We start from the raw sequence: 14,009 nt of genomic DNA on the forward strand, positions 1-14,009 counted from the left end.
CATTGCTGTTAATCGCGCGCGCCCAAGGGTGCCTCTGAAAACGCAACGCCTGGTTCGCCAGGCAGTGCGTGAGGCGCCCTCTGGGCGCGCGCGTTTTTCCGGTTCCGATAATTTCAACAAGCGAGGAGGATCGCCATGGGCGTGACCAATCGGTTGGCCTGTTACTCCGACCCCGCCGACCACTATTCCCACCGAGTGCGCATCGTGCTTGCAGAGAAGGGTGTCAGCGCCGAAATCATTTACGTGGAAGCTGGTCGCCAGCCGCCTAAACTGATTGAGGTGAACCCTTACGGCAGTCTCCCGACGCTGGTCGATCGCGACTTGGCGTTGTGGGAGTCGACCGTGGTGATGGAGTATCTGGATGAGCGTTACCCGCATCCGCCACTGATGCCGGTTTATCCGGTGGCGCGTGCCAACAGCCGTCTGCTGATTCACCGTATTCAGCGTGACTGGTGTGGTCTTGTGGATCTGATTCTTGATCCGAAAACCAAGGAGGCCGCGCGTGTCGTGGCGCGCAAGGAATTGCGTGAAAGCCTGACGGGCGTGTCGCCGCTGTTTGCCGACAAGCCGTTTTTCCTCAGTGAGGAACAAAGTCTGGTGGATTGCTGCCTATTGCCAATACTCTGGCGTTTGCCGATTCTGGGTATTGAACTGCCGCGGCCGGCCAAGCCGCTGCTTGATTATATGGAGCGCCAGTTTGCGCGTGAGGCTTTCCAGGCGAGTCTGTCTGGCGTCGAACGCGATATGCGCTAAGGCTTAAGGAGCCGCTATGAACTCCAGTCGACCTTATCTGGTCCGCGCGCTCTACGAGTGGATTGTGGATAACGATTGCACCCCGCACATGCTGGTCAATTCCGAATACCCGGCGGTGCAGGTGCCGCAGGGTTTTGCCAGTGACGGACAGATCGTCCTGAACATTTCGCCCAGCGCCGTGCGTCACTTGCACATGGACAACGACGTGGTGACCTTCGAGGGTCGCTTCGGTGGCGTTCCGCACAGTCTGTATGTGCCGATCAGCGCGATTCTGGGCATCTATGCCCGGGAGAACGGGCAGGGCATGGTCTTCGATCTCGAGTCGCCGATGGATGACGAAGACGATATCGAACCCGATGACGACTTGCCGCCACCGGACAGCGAGCCGCCGCGCCCAAGCGGCCGGCCAAGCCTGAAAGTGGTGAAGTAATAAAAAAGGCGATCCGGATGGATCGCCTTTTTTATTACGTAGGAGCTGCCGAAGGCTGCGATCTTTTGATCTTGTTTTTGACGATCAAAAGATCGCAGCCTCGTTTCACTCGACAGCTCCTACAGAAGTGCACCTCAGTCGATGTATTCGAACAGCTTCACGATTTTCTGCACACCGGAAACGCTCTGCACCAGGTTGGTCGCCTGTTGCGCTTCCTGCTTGGTCAGCAGGCCCAGCAGATAGACGATGCCATTCTCGGTCACGACCTTGATGCGCGAGCCGGGAATGCTGGCATCGGTCAGCATCTGGGTCTTGATCTTGGTGGTCAGCCAGGCATCGTTCTGGCGGGCGAGGAAGCTCGACGGCGCAATCACTTGCAGCTCGTTGTGCACCGTCTTCACGCGCTGGACGTTGGCGGCGGCCTGTTCGGCCTTGGCCTTGAGGTCTTCGCGCGGCGTCTGGCCGGCGAGCAGCACCACGCCGTTGAAGCTGGTGACGACAATATGCGAGTCCTTGTCCAGGCCTGGGTCGGCCTTGGCCACGTTGACGCCGACTTTGGTTTCGATCAGCGAGTCATCGATCTTGCTGCCGATGGTGCGGGTACCGCGGTCATCATCAATTGGCGCTTCTCGACTGGCGCTCACCACCGAGGTGCAGCCGCTGATGGCCAGGCACAGGGTCACGGCCAGCAGGCCAAGGCGATTAGGGGTCATTCTTCACTCCCGAACAGTTGGCTGTCGATCAGATCGCAAAGGCAATGGATCGCCAGCAGGTGGACTTCCTGAATACGTGCAGTGACGTTGGCCGGTACGCGAATCTCGACGTCCTCGGGCAATAGCAATGACGCCATGCCGCCGCCATCGCGTCCGGTCAATGCTACGACAATCATTTCGCGATCATGTGCGGCCTGGATCGCCTGAATAATGTTCGCCGAGTTACCGCTGGTCGAAATCGCCAGCAGTACGTCGCCCGGTTGCCCGAGTGCGCGGATCTGCTTGGAGAACACTTCGTTGTAGCTGTAGTCGTTGGCAATCGAGGTGATCGTCGAACTGTCGGTGGTCAGGGCAATGGCCGGCAGGCTCGGGCGTTCGCGTTCGAAGCGGTTGAGCAGCTCCGAGGAGAAGTGCTGGGCGTCGCCGGCAGAGCCACCGTTGCCGCACGAAAGCATTTTGCCTTCGTTGAGCAGGGCGTTGACCATGATCTGGCTGGCTTGCTCGATGTGCGGTGCAAGTACGTCCATCGCCTGTTGCTTGGTGTCGATACTGGCCTGGAAAAGCTGGCGAATTCGGGATTGCATGTCCATCTGTGTGACCTTAAGTGGCGCGGCTGTTCGGCACGTGAATGTGCAGCCCGCAAAGCAAAGAGCAAAAATTGTCGGTGAAAGTGTCCGGGGTGGTGTGCAGAGAATCAACCATCGAACGCATTCTGCAACCAGTTCAATTGATCCGGGTGCCTGTCGATGGCCACCACGTCGAAGCGGCAAGGGGAATCGGCCCAGCGTGACTCGCGCTGAAGAAAATACTGTGCGGCGAAAATCAGTTTTTGCCGTTTGCGCTCATCGATGCTAGCGAGCGCGCCACCCCATTGAGTGTTTTTTCTGTAGCGGACTTCGACGAATACTACTGTATCGCCATCAAGCATGACCAGATCAAGCTCGCCCCGTTTGCATGACCAGTTCTGCGCCAGCAGGCGCAGACCGTGGTGTTGCAGATGCTCGAGCGCTTGGCGCTCGGCATCTTTACCGCTTTGCAGGTGCGAGCTGTCGGGCATCAGCGCGGGGTGTCCGGCAGGCGTTGAACCTGACCGTTGACGAACTGCGCCCATGGCAACTGCCGCACTACACGTTGGGTCTGGGTCATGCCCAGGCTGCCCGACTGACCTTCGATGCGGCTGTCCGGCAGAGCTTTCAATTGACCCAGGCGGGGTGCCAGACGGTAGGCATCGACGCCCATCGCGTACAGGCGGCCAAGACTGCCGGCGGCTTGTGGCCACTGTGCGGTGACTTGCTGGCGCAGTGGGTCGTTGGCTTCCAGCAACCATGGGGTTTCGCAGAAGCGCACGCCGTTCATGTCGTTGTACTGGTTCACATCGCCGCTGGCGCTGTAGACGTGGGAGGTCGCGTATACCGGAACGTCACCCGCGTACTGGAAATTCAGGGTCGGCTTGATCTGCTGCGCCTGTTGCGGGGTGGCGGCGAGGAAGATGAACTCGATGTCCTGACGACGCGAAGGCTGTGCGGCTACGTTGGTGCCGGCAGCATTCTGCAGGCTCTTGGCGCGGGCCTCACTTTGACGCAGCTGGAACATGTCGGCGATCTGCTGGGCCAGTTGCACTGGCTGATCGACACGCTCGGTGGCGACGATGCTGCCACCGTTGGCTTGCCAGTCCTGGCTGAACGCACGCAGTACGCGGTCGCCCCATTCGCCTTTCGGCACCATGATCGCCGCGCGGTGCAGACCGTCGGCGCGGGCACGACGCGAAACTTCGCGGGCTTCGTCTTCAGCCGCCAGGCCGAACTGGAACAGTTGCGCCGGACCTTGATCACCTTCGCTGTAGTTCAATGCGAGGGTGGTGATCGGCAATTGCGGACGAGTGCTCAGTTGTTTGACCAGTGGTTTCTCCAGCGGACCGACCACCAGTTGTACGCCATCAGCCTGGGCCTTGCGGTAGAACTCGTCCATCGAGGTCAGCTTGGAGCTGTCGTAGAACTCGATGGCGGGCGGCTTCTGGCCGGCCTGTTGCGCTTGATAGTGCGCCGCCATGAAACCTTCACGCAGGGCCTTGCCGACCGAGGCCAGTGGGCCGTCTTGCGGCAGCAGCAGGGCGATCTTGCTCAGGGGCTGGCTGGCTAGCTCCTTGAGTTTGGTCAGGGGCAGCGGCAGGTTGATAGCAGCCGGGTGTTTCGGGTTTTGTGCGCGCCAGGTATCGATCGCGGCTTGCTGCTGTTCCAGGGTGCCGGCGGTTTTCACTGCCAGGGCCAGGCCCATCCAGCCACCGAGGTCGTCGGAGGTATTGGGTTGCAGTTGATCGGTTGGCAGCGAAGCGATCAGGGTCCAGATCGCTTCGTGGTTCTTGCTCGCGGCTTCGCCTTTGAGCATTGGCGCGATGAAGATGCGCTCGCGAGCGGCCGCCAGGGTCTGGCCATCGGCTTCCAGTGCGCGGGCATGCACGGTGCCGGTGCGCACTTGCTGGTCTTCCGGCATTTCGCTCAGATGCTGCAGGCTCGGATGGCTCAGGGCAGTCAGCGCGGCTTTCGGCTGATTGCGAGTCATCGCCAGTTCAGCGGACAGGGTGCTGGCGAAGATCTGCTGGCCTGGCTTGAGTTGCTCCATCGGCACTTGTTGCAGGATCTGCGCGGACTGGCCGGCATTACCCTGGCGGTAAGCCAGGTCTGCCGCGCTCAAGCGCAACAGGGCGGCTTTTTCCGGTGTCTTGGCCTGGGTAGCCTGTTCGAGCAGTTGCTCGATGCTGGCATCCGGGGTCCGTGGAAGTTCGCCAAGGCTGGAGGAAGGGGAGCTGGCGCAGGCCGCCAGCAAGGCAGCGAGGCAGAGGGCAGTGAACAGCCGCAGGCAAGCGATCATGTAAGTGTTCCTGATACTCGATCAAATTAGCGTGGAATTGTACCCAAGCGCTGGCCGGGGCGCGATGTTACTGGTGTGAAACCGTCAATTTAGCTGGAGCAAATGTTGCTGTGCGGCACAAAGACGCGCAAAACCGGCTTCGGCCGGAACGCATCGCAAGCCTCGTGACGCGCTACAATGCCGGCTTTTACCGATCATGAGGTGTGCGCTTTGACTGCTCCAGGTCCTTTGAATTCCGCTGCTGGCTCGCTTTATGTGGTGGCGACGCCCATCGGCAACCTGGACGACATCAGCGCCCGGGCCCTGAAAATCCTCCGCGAAGTGGCGCTGATTGCCGCCGAGGATACGCGGCACTCGGCGCGGTTGATGCAGCACTTCGGCATTTCGACGCCGTTGGCCGCGTGCCACGAACACAACGAACGTGATGAAGGTAGCCGCTTTATTACCCGTTTGCTGGCGGGCGATAACGTCGCGCTGATTTCCGATGCCGGGACGCCGCTGATCTCCGATCCGGGTTATCACCTGGTGCGTCAGGCGCGGGCAGCGGGGATCAATGTGGTGCCGGTGCCGGGTGCCTGTGCGTTGATCGCCGCGCTGTCAGCGGCGGGTCTGCCCTCTGACCGATTCATCTTCGAAGGTTTCCTGCCGGCCAAGTCGGTGGGGCGCAAGGCGCGTCTGGAGGCCGTCAAGGAAGAGCCCCGCACGCTGATTTTCTACGAGGCCCCGCACCGTATTCTCGAATGCCTGCAGGACATGGAAGCCGTGTTCGGTGGCGAGCGTCAGGCATTGCTGGCCCGGGAAATCACCAAGACGTTCGAAACGCTTAAAGGGTTGCCGCTGGCTGAGCTGCGTGCGTTTGTCGAGTCCGACAGCAATCAGCAGCGTGGCGAATGCGTGGTGCTGGTCGCAGGCTGGTCTGCACCGGAGTCCGAAGATGCCGTCAGCAGCGAAGCGATGCGCGTCCTCAATCTGCTGCTCGAAGAGATGCCGCTCAAGCGTGCCGCCGCCCTGGCCGCACAAATCACCGGTGAGCGCAAAAACGTGCTTTATCAGGTCGCACTGGATCAGCAGAAGGGCGAGTAAGCCGTCGCGCAGACAGGTTTCACGGCTATTAGCGCTTGTTCTTCGGGCGCTCTGCCGTTAACCTTCGCGGCGGAGAGTCGATCGGACAGTCGCTGCCCTCTATGAAAATTAGGGGGGGGAGGAAAGTCCGGGCTCCATAGGGCGAAGTGCCAGGTAATGCCTGGGAGGCGTGAGCCTACGGAAAGTGCCACAGAAAATAACCGCCTAAGCGCTTCGGCGCCGGTAAGGGTGAAAAGGTGCGGTAAGAGCGCACCGCACGTCTGGCAACAGTTCGTGGCTAGGTAAACCCCACTTGGAGCAAGACCAAATAGGGTCCCAAGGCGTGGCCCGCGCTGGGACCGGGTAGGTTGCTAAAGATGTCCAGTGATGGCCATCGTAGACGAATGACTGTTCAAGACAGAACCCGGCTTACAGATCGACTCTCCACCTTTTTCTTTCCCTGCTTGAATCAATGGCATCAGGGCTGGTTATTATCGGCAGGCCTGCGCTAAAGTCCGGCAGCGGCAAATGCGGTAATAGCCATTTCCCACCTTGCTTCAATCAACAGCAGAAGCGCTTTTGTAATACCGAAAAAATCTTACTCTTAACAAATTACTTTAACTTCCGAGCGCAGCTTTCAGTGCTGCATCAAGTTATTGGTCGAAAGTATCTGCCAAATTGTCGTTACCCCTCCTTTTAAGCTCCTAAATCTCCGTTCTGTAAGGGTTTTCCTTTAATCCGCGCCTTGACGGTGTGGTGGGCGCATTCCTATAGTGTGCGCAAGTGGCGGAAAGTGGCATGAAGTGGGTTTTTTGAGCTCAAAACGATAAAAATTGGAGAAACGCTGACGTGTTTCGCGGAGCTAACGCTATCAGTCTCGATGCAAAGGGCCGTCTCGCCATGCCGAGCCGGTACCGTGACGAGCTCGTTTCGCGTAGTTCCGGTCAATTGATCGTGACCATTGATGCCGTTGATCCGTGCCTGTGTGTCTACCCGCTCGACGAGTGGGAAATTATTGAAACCAAGTTGCGCGCACTCCCTTCGCTTCGCGAAGAGAACCGTCGCCTGCAGCGTTTATTGATTGGTAATGCCGTCGACCTCGAACTCGATGGCAGTGGTCGTTTTCTGGTTCCACCGCGTCTGCGCGAATACGCAAAGCTTGATAAGAAAGCGATGCTGGTGGGCCAACTGAACAAGTTCCAATTGTGGGACGAGGATGCATGGAACGCGGTGTCTGCCGCTGACCTTGCTGCTATTCAACAACCGGGCGCCATGCCTGACGAACTGCGTGATTTGATCCTGTGACTATTGATAGCGGCTTTAACCACATCACCGTACTGCTTGACGAAGCCGTCGAGGCTCTCGCCGTACGTCCTGATGGCTGCTATCTGGACGGTACGTTCGGTCGCGGCGGGCACAGTCGGCTGATCCTCAGCCAGCTTGGGACGGACGGTCGGCTCATCGGATTCGACAAGGATCCTCAAGCGATTGCCACCGGGCAAACGCTAGCGGCCGAAGACGGCCGCTTTGTCGTTGTGCAGCGCAGCTTTGCCGAGCTGGGTTCGGTGGTTGCCGAGCAAGGTCTGAGCGGCAAGGTCAGCGGTATCCTGCTCGATCTCGGCGTGTCTTCGCCGCAGCTGGATGACGCCGAGCGCGGCTTCAGTTTCCTCAATGACGGCCCGCTGGACATGCGCATGGACCCGTCCCGTGGCATCAGTGCCGCCGAGTTCGTCAACACCGCGCCGGTGGAAGAAATCGCCCGGGTGTTCAAGGAATACGGCGAAGAGCGTTTCTCCGGCCGCATGGCCCGTGCCGTGGCCGAGCGCCGCGACATCAAGCCGTTCGAGCGCACCGCTGATCTGGCCGAGGTCCTCAAAGTCGCCAACCCGGCGTGGGAGAAGGGCAAGAACCCGGCGACCCGTGCATTCCAGGGCCTGCGTATTCACGTCAACAACGAACTGGGCGATCTGGAGGCGGGCCTCGAAGCCGCGCTGGAGGCTCTGGAAATCGGTGGCCGTCTGGTGGTCATCAGCTTCCACTCGCTGGAAGACCGCATCGTCAAACTGTTCATGCGCAAACTGGTGAAAGGCGAAGCCGACAACCTGCCGCGCAACCTGCCCGTGCGCCACGTGGCGTTCGAACCGAAAATCAAAATCCATGGCAAAGCGCAGACGGCCTCCGACGCCGAACTCAAAGCCAACCCACGTTCCCGTAGCGCTGTGATGCGTGTCGCGGAGAAGTTGCGGTGAGCAAGCTTTTCGCCAAGCCCCTGCCTGGCGGCAGCTTTATCATGTTGCTGCTGTTTATCGGCGTGCTCGTGTCGGCCATCGGCGTGTCTTACAGCGCGCACTGGAACCGCCAGTTGCTCAACACCCTTTACAACGAACTCAGCGTGCGCGACAAGGCGCAGGCCGAGTGGGGGCGCCTGATTCTCGAACAGAGCACCTGGACCGCGCACAGCCGCATCGAAGTGCTGGCCACCGAACAACTGAAAATGCACATCCCTGGCGCGGCTGACGTGAAGATGGTGGCGCCATGATGAAACTCGAAGGGGCACTCTTTCCGTGGCGCTTCCGTCTGGTCGTCGGTCTGCTCGGTGTCATGGTGGCCGCGATCTGCTGGCGCATCATCGACCTGCAAGTGATCGACCGAGACTTCCTCAAGGGGCAGGGCGACGCGCGCAGTGTTCGTCATATCCCGATTCCTGCACACCGTGGTCTGATTACTGACCGTAACGGCGAGCCCCTGGCCGTCAGTACGCCGGTGACCACGCTGTGGGCCAACGCCAAGGAAATGCAACTGGCCAAAGAAAAGTGGCCAGCACTCGCCGCTGCGCTGGGGCAGGATCCGAAAGCCTTGGCCGAACGTCTTGAAGCCCAGGCCAACAAAGAATTCATTTACCTGGTGCGCGGGCTGACCCCCGAGCAGGGCCAGGCCGTGCTTGACCTTAAAGTGCCGGGCGTCTACGGCATCGAAGAATTCCGCCGCTTCTATCCGGCCGGTGAAGTCACCGCACACATGGTCGGCTTTACCGACATTGACGATCACGGGCGCGAAGGCGTCGAGCTGGCCTACGACGAGTGGCTGGCCGGGGTGCCGGGCAAACGGCAGGTCATCAAGGATCGGCGTGGTCGGCTGATCAAGGATGTCCAGGTCACCAAGAACGCCAAGGCCGGCAAGCCCTTGGCGTTGTCGATTGACCTGCGTCTGCAATACCTGGCCAACCGCGAGCTGCGCAACGCGATCATCGAGAACGGCGCCAAGGCCGGCAGTCTGGTGATCATGGACGTGAAGACCGGCGAGATTCTCGCCATGGTCAACCAGCCGACCTACAACCCGAACAACCGTCGCAACCTGCAGCCGGCGATGATGCGTAACCGCGCGATGATCGACGTGTTCGAACCGGGTTCGACCATGAAAGCGATCTCGATGAGCGCGGCGATCGAATCCGGCCGCTGGAAACCGACCGACACCGTCGAGGTGTACCCGGGCTCGCTGCAGATCGGCAAGTACACCATCAAGGACGTTTCGAAGACCGAAGGTCCGGTACTCGACATGACCGGCATCCTGATCAATTCCAGTAACGTCGGCATGAGTAAGGTCGCGTTCGATATCGGCGGTGAGACCATTTACCGTCTCGCGCAGAAAGTCGGCCTCGGCCAGGACACCGGTCTCGGCTTCCCGGGCGAGCGTGTCGGCAACCTGCCGAACTACCGCGACTGGCGCAAGGCTGAAACCGCGACGCTGTCGTACGGCTACGGTATTTCCGTGACCGCGATCCAGCTGGTTCACGCGTTCTCGGCGCTGGCCAACAACGGTCGTCTCGCACCGCTGACCCTGATCAAAACCGACAAGCCGCCGCAAACCACTCAGGTCCTGCCGGAAGCGGTCGCGAAAACCATGCAGGGCATGCTGCAGCAAGTGATCGAAGCACCGCGCGGCGTGTTCCGTGCGCAGGTGCCGGCGTATCACGTGGCCGGCAAGTCGGGTACTGCGCGTAAGACTTCGGTGGGCACCAAGGGCTACGCCGAAAACTCCTACCGCTCGCTGTTCGCCGGTTTCGGGCCGATGAGCGATCCGCGCTACGCCATCGTGGTAGTGATCGATGAACCGTCCAAGGCCGGTTACTTCGGTGGTCTGGTTTCGGCGCCGGTGTTCAGCCGTGTGATGTCCGGCACTCTGCGTCTGATGAACGTGACCCCGGACAACCTTCCGACCACCCAACAGGCCAACGCTACGCCGGCCGTTCCGCTGAAAGCCAATGGAGGGCGCGGCTGATGTCTCTTAGTCTGAACAAGATATTCCCCCACGCCGGCCACGATCTGCTGATCCGTGAATTGGCGCTGGACAGTCGCAACGTACGCGCCGGTGACCTGTTCCTCGCAGTGCCGGGCGGTAAATTCGATGGCCGTGCGCACATCGCCGATGCCTTGCAGCGCGGCGCGGCGGCGGTTGCCTATGAAGTGGAAGGCGCCACCGTGCTGCCGATCACCGAAGTGCCGCTGATCCCGGTCAAAGGTTTGGCTTCGCAGCTGTCCGATATCGCCGGGCGCTTTTATGGTGAGCCAAGCCATCACCTGAACCTGGTCGGGGTCACTGGCACCAACGGCAAAACCAGCGTGACCCAACTGGTTGCGCAGGCTCTGGATCTGCTCGGCCAGCACTGCGGCATCGTCGGTACGCTGGGTTCCGGCTTTTATGGCGCGCTGGAAAGCGGCCTGCACACCACGCCGAATCCGATTGCCGTGCAAGCGACCCTGGGCGACCTGAAAAAGGCCGGGGCCAAAGCCGTGGCGATGGAAGTCTCGTCACACGGGCTGGACCAGGGCCGTGTTACCGCATTGGCGTTCGACGTCGCGGTAATGACCAACCTGTCCCGCGATCACCTGGATTATCACGGCACCATGGAGGCGTACGCCGAGGCCAAGGCCAAGCTGTTCGCCTGGAATGATCTGAAGTGCCGCGTGGTCAACCTCGACGACGATTTCGGCCGGCAACTGGCCGCCGAAAAACGCGATTCGCGCCTGATCACTTACAGCCTGCTCGACAACAGCGCCTACCTGTTCTGCCGTGAAGCGCAGTTCGATGACCACGGCGTGCGCGCCACGCTGGTCACGCCGCAGGGCGAGCATCACCTGCGCAGCACGCTGCTCGGTCGTTTCAACCTGAGCAACGTACTGGCGGCGGTCGGCGCCTTGCTCGGTCTGGATTACGCCCTCGACGAAATTCTCAAGGTGCTGCCGAAGCTCGAAGGCCCGGCCGGACGCATGCAGCGTCTGGGTGGCGGCACTCAGCCGCTGGTGGTGGTCGATTACGCCCACACCCCGGATGCGCTGGAAAAAGTTCTGACCGCGTTGCGCCCACACGTCAAAGGCCAGTTGCTGTGCCTGTTCGGCTGCGGCGGTGATCGTGATCGCGGCAAGCGTCCGCTGATGGCCGAAGTGGTCGAGCGTCTGGCCGACCGCGTGCTGGTCACCGATGACAACCCGCGCACGGAAGATCCGGCGCAGATTTTCGACGACATCCGTGCCGGCTTCACCGCGGTGGATAAAGTCACTTTTGTTGCCGGTCGTGGTCAGGCGATCGCCCAACTGATCGCCGCTGCCTCGGCGGATGACGTGATCGTCCTGGCGGGCAAAGGCCATGAGGACTATCAGGAAATCAACGGCGAGCGTCACGCTTTCTCCGATCTGGTCGAAGCCGATCATGCCCTCACCGCATGGGAGGTGGCTCATGCTTAAGGCCCTGAAGTTGAGCGAACTGACCAACGTCCTCGACGCACGTCTGATCAGTAGCGATGCCAGTTTCGATGGCGTCAGCATCGATAGCCGGGCGATCACCGCTGGCCAACTGTTTATTGCCCTGACTGGCCCGCGCTTCGATGGTCACGACTATCTGAACGACGTCGCCGGCAAAGGCGCGGTCGCGGCGCTGGTCGAGCGTGAAGTGCCCGACAGCACCCTGCCGCAACTGCTGGTCAAGGACACCCGCCAGGCCCTCGGCCAGTTGGGGGCGTTGAACCGTGCCGCGTTCACTCAGCCAGTGGCGGCCATCACCGGCTCCAGCGGCAAGACCACGGTCAAGGAAATGCTCGCGAGCATCCTGCGTACTCGCGGTCCGGTGCTGGCGACTCGCGGCAATCTGAACAACGATCTCGGCGCACCGCTGACCCTGCTCGAACTGGCGCCGGAACACACCGCCGCCGTGATCGAACTGGGCGCTTCGCGTCTGGGCGAGATCGCCTACACCGTCGGGCTGACCAAGCCGCACGTGGCGATCCTCAACAATGCCGGCACCGCCCACGTTGGCGAGTTCGGCGGCCCGGAAAAAATCGTCGAAGCCAAGGGCGAGATCATCGACGGGCTGGCAGCGGATGGCGTCGCCGTGCTCAACCTCGATGACAAGGCCTTTGGCATCTGGAAGCTCCGCGCCGGCGCACGCAAGGTGCTGACCTTCTCCCTGAGCAATCCTCAGGCAGATTTCTACGCCAGCGACCTGAGCACCGATGCCCGGGGTTGCCCGGCCTTCAACCTGCATACACCTGAAGGTGTGGAGCACGTTCAACTGAACCTGCTCGGCACCCATAACGTCGCCAACGCCATGGCCGCCGCTGCTGCCGCGCACGCTCTGGGCGTGTCGCTGTTCGGCATCGCCACCGGGCTTGGCGCGGTACAACCGGTCAAGGGTCGCACCGTCGCGCAACTGGCGAAGAACGGCATGCGCGTGATCGATGACACTTACAACGCAAACCCCACCTCCATGTGCGCTGCCGTTGATATACTCGCCGGCTTTTCCGGCCGCACCGTCCTGGTGCTCGGAGATATCGGCGAGTTGGGCGATTGGGCGGAGCAGGGGCACCGCGACGTGGGCGAATATGCCCGGGGCAAGGTTTCCGCGCTTTACGCGGTCGGACCGAACATGGTCCACGCCGTGAACGCATTCGGCAAAGAGGCGCATCACTTCGGCACGCAAGCCGAACTGATCCAGGCCCTCGACGCCGAGCAGGACACAAACACCACCATTTTGATCAAGGGTTCGCGCAGTGCAGCGATGGAAAACATCGTTGCGGCTCTGTGCGGGTCCAGTCTGGAGAAACATTAATGCTGCTGCTGCTAGCGGAGTATCTGCAACAGTTCTACAAAGGCTTCGCGGTCTTCCAGTACCTGACCCTGCGCGGGATCCTCGGTGTGCTGACCGCGCTGGTTTTGTCGCTGTGCTATGGCCCGTGGATGATCCGCACCCTGCAGAACCGTCAGATCGGCCAGTCCGTGCGCAATGACGGCCCGCAATCGCACCTGTCCAAGTCGGGTACGCCGACCATGGGCGGCGCACTGATTCTGTCCTCCATCGGTGTCAGCACCCTGCTGTGGGCTGACCTGAGCAACCGTTACGTGTGGGTCGTGCTGCTGGTGACCCTGCTGTTCGGCGCCATCGGCTGGGTCGACGATTACCGCAAAGTGATCGAGAAGAACTCCCGTGGCTTGCCAAGCCGCTGGAAGTATTTCTGGCAGTCGGTGTTCGGTCTGGGCGCGGCGATCTTCCTTTATATGACTGCTGCGACGCCGGTGGAAACCACGCTGATCCTGCCGATGCTCAAGGACTACAGCATTCCGCTGGGCGCCGGTTTCATCGTGCTGACCTACTTCGTGATTGTCGGTTCGAGCAACGCGGTCAACCTGACTGACGGCCTCGACGGTCTGGCGATCATGCCAACCGTTATGGTCGGCGGCGGTCTGGGGATCTTCTGCTACCTGTCGGGTAACGTGAAATTCGCCGAATACCTGCTGATTCCTTACGTGCCGGGCGCGGGCGAACTGATCGTGTTCTGCGGCGCGCTGATCGGTGCCGGCCTCGGATTCCTCTGGTTCAACACCTACCCGGCGCAAGTGTTCATGGGCGACGTCGGTGCGCTGGCGCTCGGCGCGGCACTGGGCACCATCGCGGTCATCGTCCGTCAGGAAATCGTCCTGTTCATCATGGGCGGCGTGTTCGTGATGGAAACCCTGTCGGTGGTGATCCAGGTTGCTTCTTTCAAGATGACCGGTCGCCGAGTGTTCCGCATGGCACCGATTCATCACCACTTTGAACTCAAGGGCTGGCCCGAGCCACGCGTGATCGTCCGTTTCTGGATCATCACCGTGATTCTCGTGCTGATCGGCCTTGCCACCCTGAAGCTGAGGTAG

14 protein-coding genes and 1 other RNA gene are annotated in these 14,009 nt (G+C 60.8%); 11 read left to right on the forward strand and 4 right to left on the reverse strand.

Annotation, left to right across the window (positions count from 1 at the left end; translation table 11 throughout):
- Window positions 1-135 precede the first annotated feature (135 nt).
- Together AC27VU_RS25120 and AC27VU_RS25125 are read left to right on the forward strand one after the other, a co-directional pair.
- Complete coding sequence (locus AC27VU_RS25120) at window positions 136-753, forward strand: glutathione S-transferase N-terminal domain-containing protein (RefSeq protein ID WP_003228048.1); 618 nt, start codon at window positions 136-138, stop codon at window positions 751-753.
- Between the two features lie 16 nt (window positions 754-769).
- Window positions 770-1,183, forward strand: a complete 414-nt coding sequence (locus AC27VU_RS25125) for a ClpXP protease specificity-enhancing factor (RefSeq protein ID WP_003228047.1) — start codon at window positions 770-772, stop codon at window positions 1,181-1,183.
- A gap of 134 nt (window positions 1,184-1,317) precedes the next feature.
- Here AC27VU_RS25125 and AC27VU_RS25130 read toward each other — a convergent pair whose 3' ends face one another.
- The 4 genes from AC27VU_RS25130 to AC27VU_RS25145 all read right to left on the reverse strand — a co-directional run bounded on the left by AC27VU_RS25130 (window position 1,318) and on the right by AC27VU_RS25145 (window position 4,764).
- Window positions 1,318-1,896, reverse strand: a complete 579-nt coding sequence (locus AC27VU_RS25130) for a BON domain-containing protein (protein WP_003228046.1) — start codon at window positions 1,894-1,896, stop codon at window positions 1,318-1,320.
- Complete coding sequence (locus AC27VU_RS25135; protein ID WP_003228045.1) at window positions 1,893-2,486, reverse strand: phosphoheptose isomerase; 594 nt, start codon at window positions 2,484-2,486, stop codon at window positions 1,893-1,895. The genes AC27VU_RS25130 and AC27VU_RS25135 overlap by 4 nt, the downstream gene beginning before the upstream one ends.
- Before the next feature lie 104 nt (window positions 2,487-2,590).
- Window positions 2,591-2,953 carry a YraN family protein gene (locus AC27VU_RS25140; RefSeq protein WP_003228044.1) on the reverse strand — a complete coding sequence of 121 codons (363 nt, stop codon included), beginning with the start codon at window positions 2,951-2,953 and terminating at the stop codon, window positions 2,591-2,593.
- Window positions 2,953-4,764, reverse strand: coding sequence for a penicillin-binding protein activator (locus AC27VU_RS25145; RefSeq protein ID WP_003228032.1), 1,812 nt, complete (start codon window positions 4,762-4,764; stop codon window positions 2,953-2,955). Before AC27VU_RS25145 ends, AC27VU_RS25140 begins: the two co-directional genes overlap by 1 nt.
- A gap of 177 nt (window positions 4,765-4,941) precedes the next feature.
- Here AC27VU_RS25145 and rsmI point away from each other — a divergent pair, with 177 nt between their 5' ends.
- From rsmI to mraY, 9 genes are all read left to right on the forward strand, one after another.
- On the forward strand, window positions 4,942-5,847 hold the full coding sequence (rsmI, locus tag AC27VU_RS25150) for a 16S rRNA (cytidine(1402)-2'-O)-methyltransferase (RefSeq protein WP_488725148.1): 906 nt from the start codon (window positions 4,942-4,944) through the stop codon (window positions 5,845-5,847).
- A gap of 73 nt (window positions 5,848-5,920) precedes the next feature.
- An RNA gene (gene rnpB, locus AC27VU_RS25155) (RNase P RNA component class A) lies at window positions 5,921-6,274 on the forward strand.
- Window positions 6,275-6,675: 401 nt separating this feature from the next.
- Window positions 6,676-7,131, forward strand: coding sequence for a division/cell wall cluster transcriptional repressor MraZ (gene mraZ / locus AC27VU_RS25160; protein WP_003228026.1), 456 nt, complete (start codon window positions 6,676-6,678; stop codon window positions 7,129-7,131).
- Entirely contained in the window at window positions 7,128-8,075 is a 948-nt protein-coding gene (rsmH, locus tag AC27VU_RS25165; RefSeq protein ID WP_400498189.1) for a 16S rRNA (cytosine(1402)-N(4))-methyltransferase RsmH, read from the forward strand. Before mraZ ends, rsmH begins: the two co-directional genes overlap by 4 nt.
- A complete protein-coding gene (gene ftsL / locus AC27VU_RS25170) occupies window positions 8,072-8,365 on the forward strand; it encodes a cell division protein FtsL (RefSeq protein WP_003228022.1) in 294 nt (97 codons plus the stop codon). Before rsmH ends, ftsL begins: the two co-directional genes overlap by 4 nt.
- Entirely contained in the window at window positions 8,365-10,104 is a 1,740-nt protein-coding gene (locus tag AC27VU_RS25175) for a peptidoglycan D,D-transpeptidase FtsI family protein (RefSeq protein WP_198286827.1), read from the forward strand. The genes ftsL and AC27VU_RS25175 overlap by 1 nt, the downstream gene beginning before the upstream one ends.
- On the forward strand, window positions 10,104-11,567 hold the full coding sequence (locus AC27VU_RS25180) for a UDP-N-acetylmuramoyl-L-alanyl-D-glutamate--2,6-diaminopimelate ligase (RefSeq protein WP_262143271.1): 1,464 nt from the start codon (window positions 10,104-10,106) through the stop codon (window positions 11,565-11,567). Before AC27VU_RS25175 ends, AC27VU_RS25180 begins: the two co-directional genes overlap by 1 nt.
- Window positions 11,560-12,927 (forward strand): UDP-N-acetylmuramoyl-tripeptide--D-alanyl-D-alanine ligase, encoded by a 1,368-nt coding sequence (locus AC27VU_RS25185; protein WP_262143270.1) that lies wholly within the window; start codon window positions 11,560-11,562, stop codon window positions 12,925-12,927. Before AC27VU_RS25180 ends, AC27VU_RS25185 begins: the two co-directional genes overlap by 8 nt.
- Complete coding sequence (gene mraY / locus AC27VU_RS25190) at window positions 12,927-14,009, forward strand: phospho-N-acetylmuramoyl-pentapeptide-transferase (protein ID WP_003228019.1); 1,083 nt, start codon at window positions 12,927-12,929, stop codon at window positions 14,007-14,009. The genes AC27VU_RS25185 and mraY overlap by 1 nt, the downstream gene beginning before the upstream one ends.

Source organism: Pseudomonas sp. 14P5.3.2 (genome assembly GCF_057799175.1).

What these genes read in the sequence shown, in the direction of transcription:
- AC27VU_RS25125 (WP_003228047.1), top strand. Translation starts at nt 770, where the DNA reads ATGAACTCCAGTCGACCTTATCTGGTCCGCGCGCTCTACGAGTGGATT.
- AC27VU_RS25145 (WP_003228032.1), bottom strand. Translation starts at nt 4,764, where the DNA reads ATGATCGCTTGCCTGCGGCTGTTCACTGCCCTCTGCCTCGCTGCCTTG.
- rsmI (WP_488725148.1), top strand. Translation starts at nt 4,942, where the DNA reads ATGCCGGCTTTTACCGATCATGAGGTGTGCGCTTTGACTGCTCCAGGT.
- AC27VU_RS25130 (WP_003228046.1), bottom strand. Translation starts at nt 1,896, where the DNA reads ATGACCCCTAATCGCCTTGGCCTGCTGGCCGTGACCCTGTGCCTGGCC.
- mraY (WP_003228019.1), top strand. Translation starts at nt 12,927, where the DNA reads ATGCTGCTGCTGCTAGCGGAGTATCTGCAACAGTTCTACAAAGGCTTC.
- AC27VU_RS25180 (WP_262143271.1), top strand. Translation starts at nt 10,104, where the DNA reads ATGTCTCTTAGTCTGAACAAGATATTCCCCCACGCCGGCCACGATCTG.
- AC27VU_RS25120 (WP_003228048.1), top strand. Translation starts at nt 136, where the DNA reads ATGGGCGTGACCAATCGGTTGGCCTGTTACTCCGACCCCGCCGACCAC.
- AC27VU_RS25135 (WP_003228045.1), bottom strand. Translation starts at nt 2,486, where the DNA reads ATGGACATGCAATCCCGAATTCGCCAGCTTTTCCAGGCCAGTATCGAC.
- AC27VU_RS25175 (WP_198286827.1), top strand. Translation starts at nt 8,365, where the DNA reads ATGAAACTCGAAGGGGCACTCTTTCCGTGGCGCTTCCGTCTGGTCGTC.
- AC27VU_RS25185 (WP_262143270.1), top strand. Translation starts at nt 11,560, where the DNA reads ATGCTTAAGGCCCTGAAGTTGAGCGAACTGACCAACGTCCTCGACGCA.
- AC27VU_RS25140 (WP_003228044.1), bottom strand. Translation starts at nt 2,953, where the DNA reads ATGCCCGACAGCTCGCACCTGCAAAGCGGTAAAGATGCCGAGCGCCAA.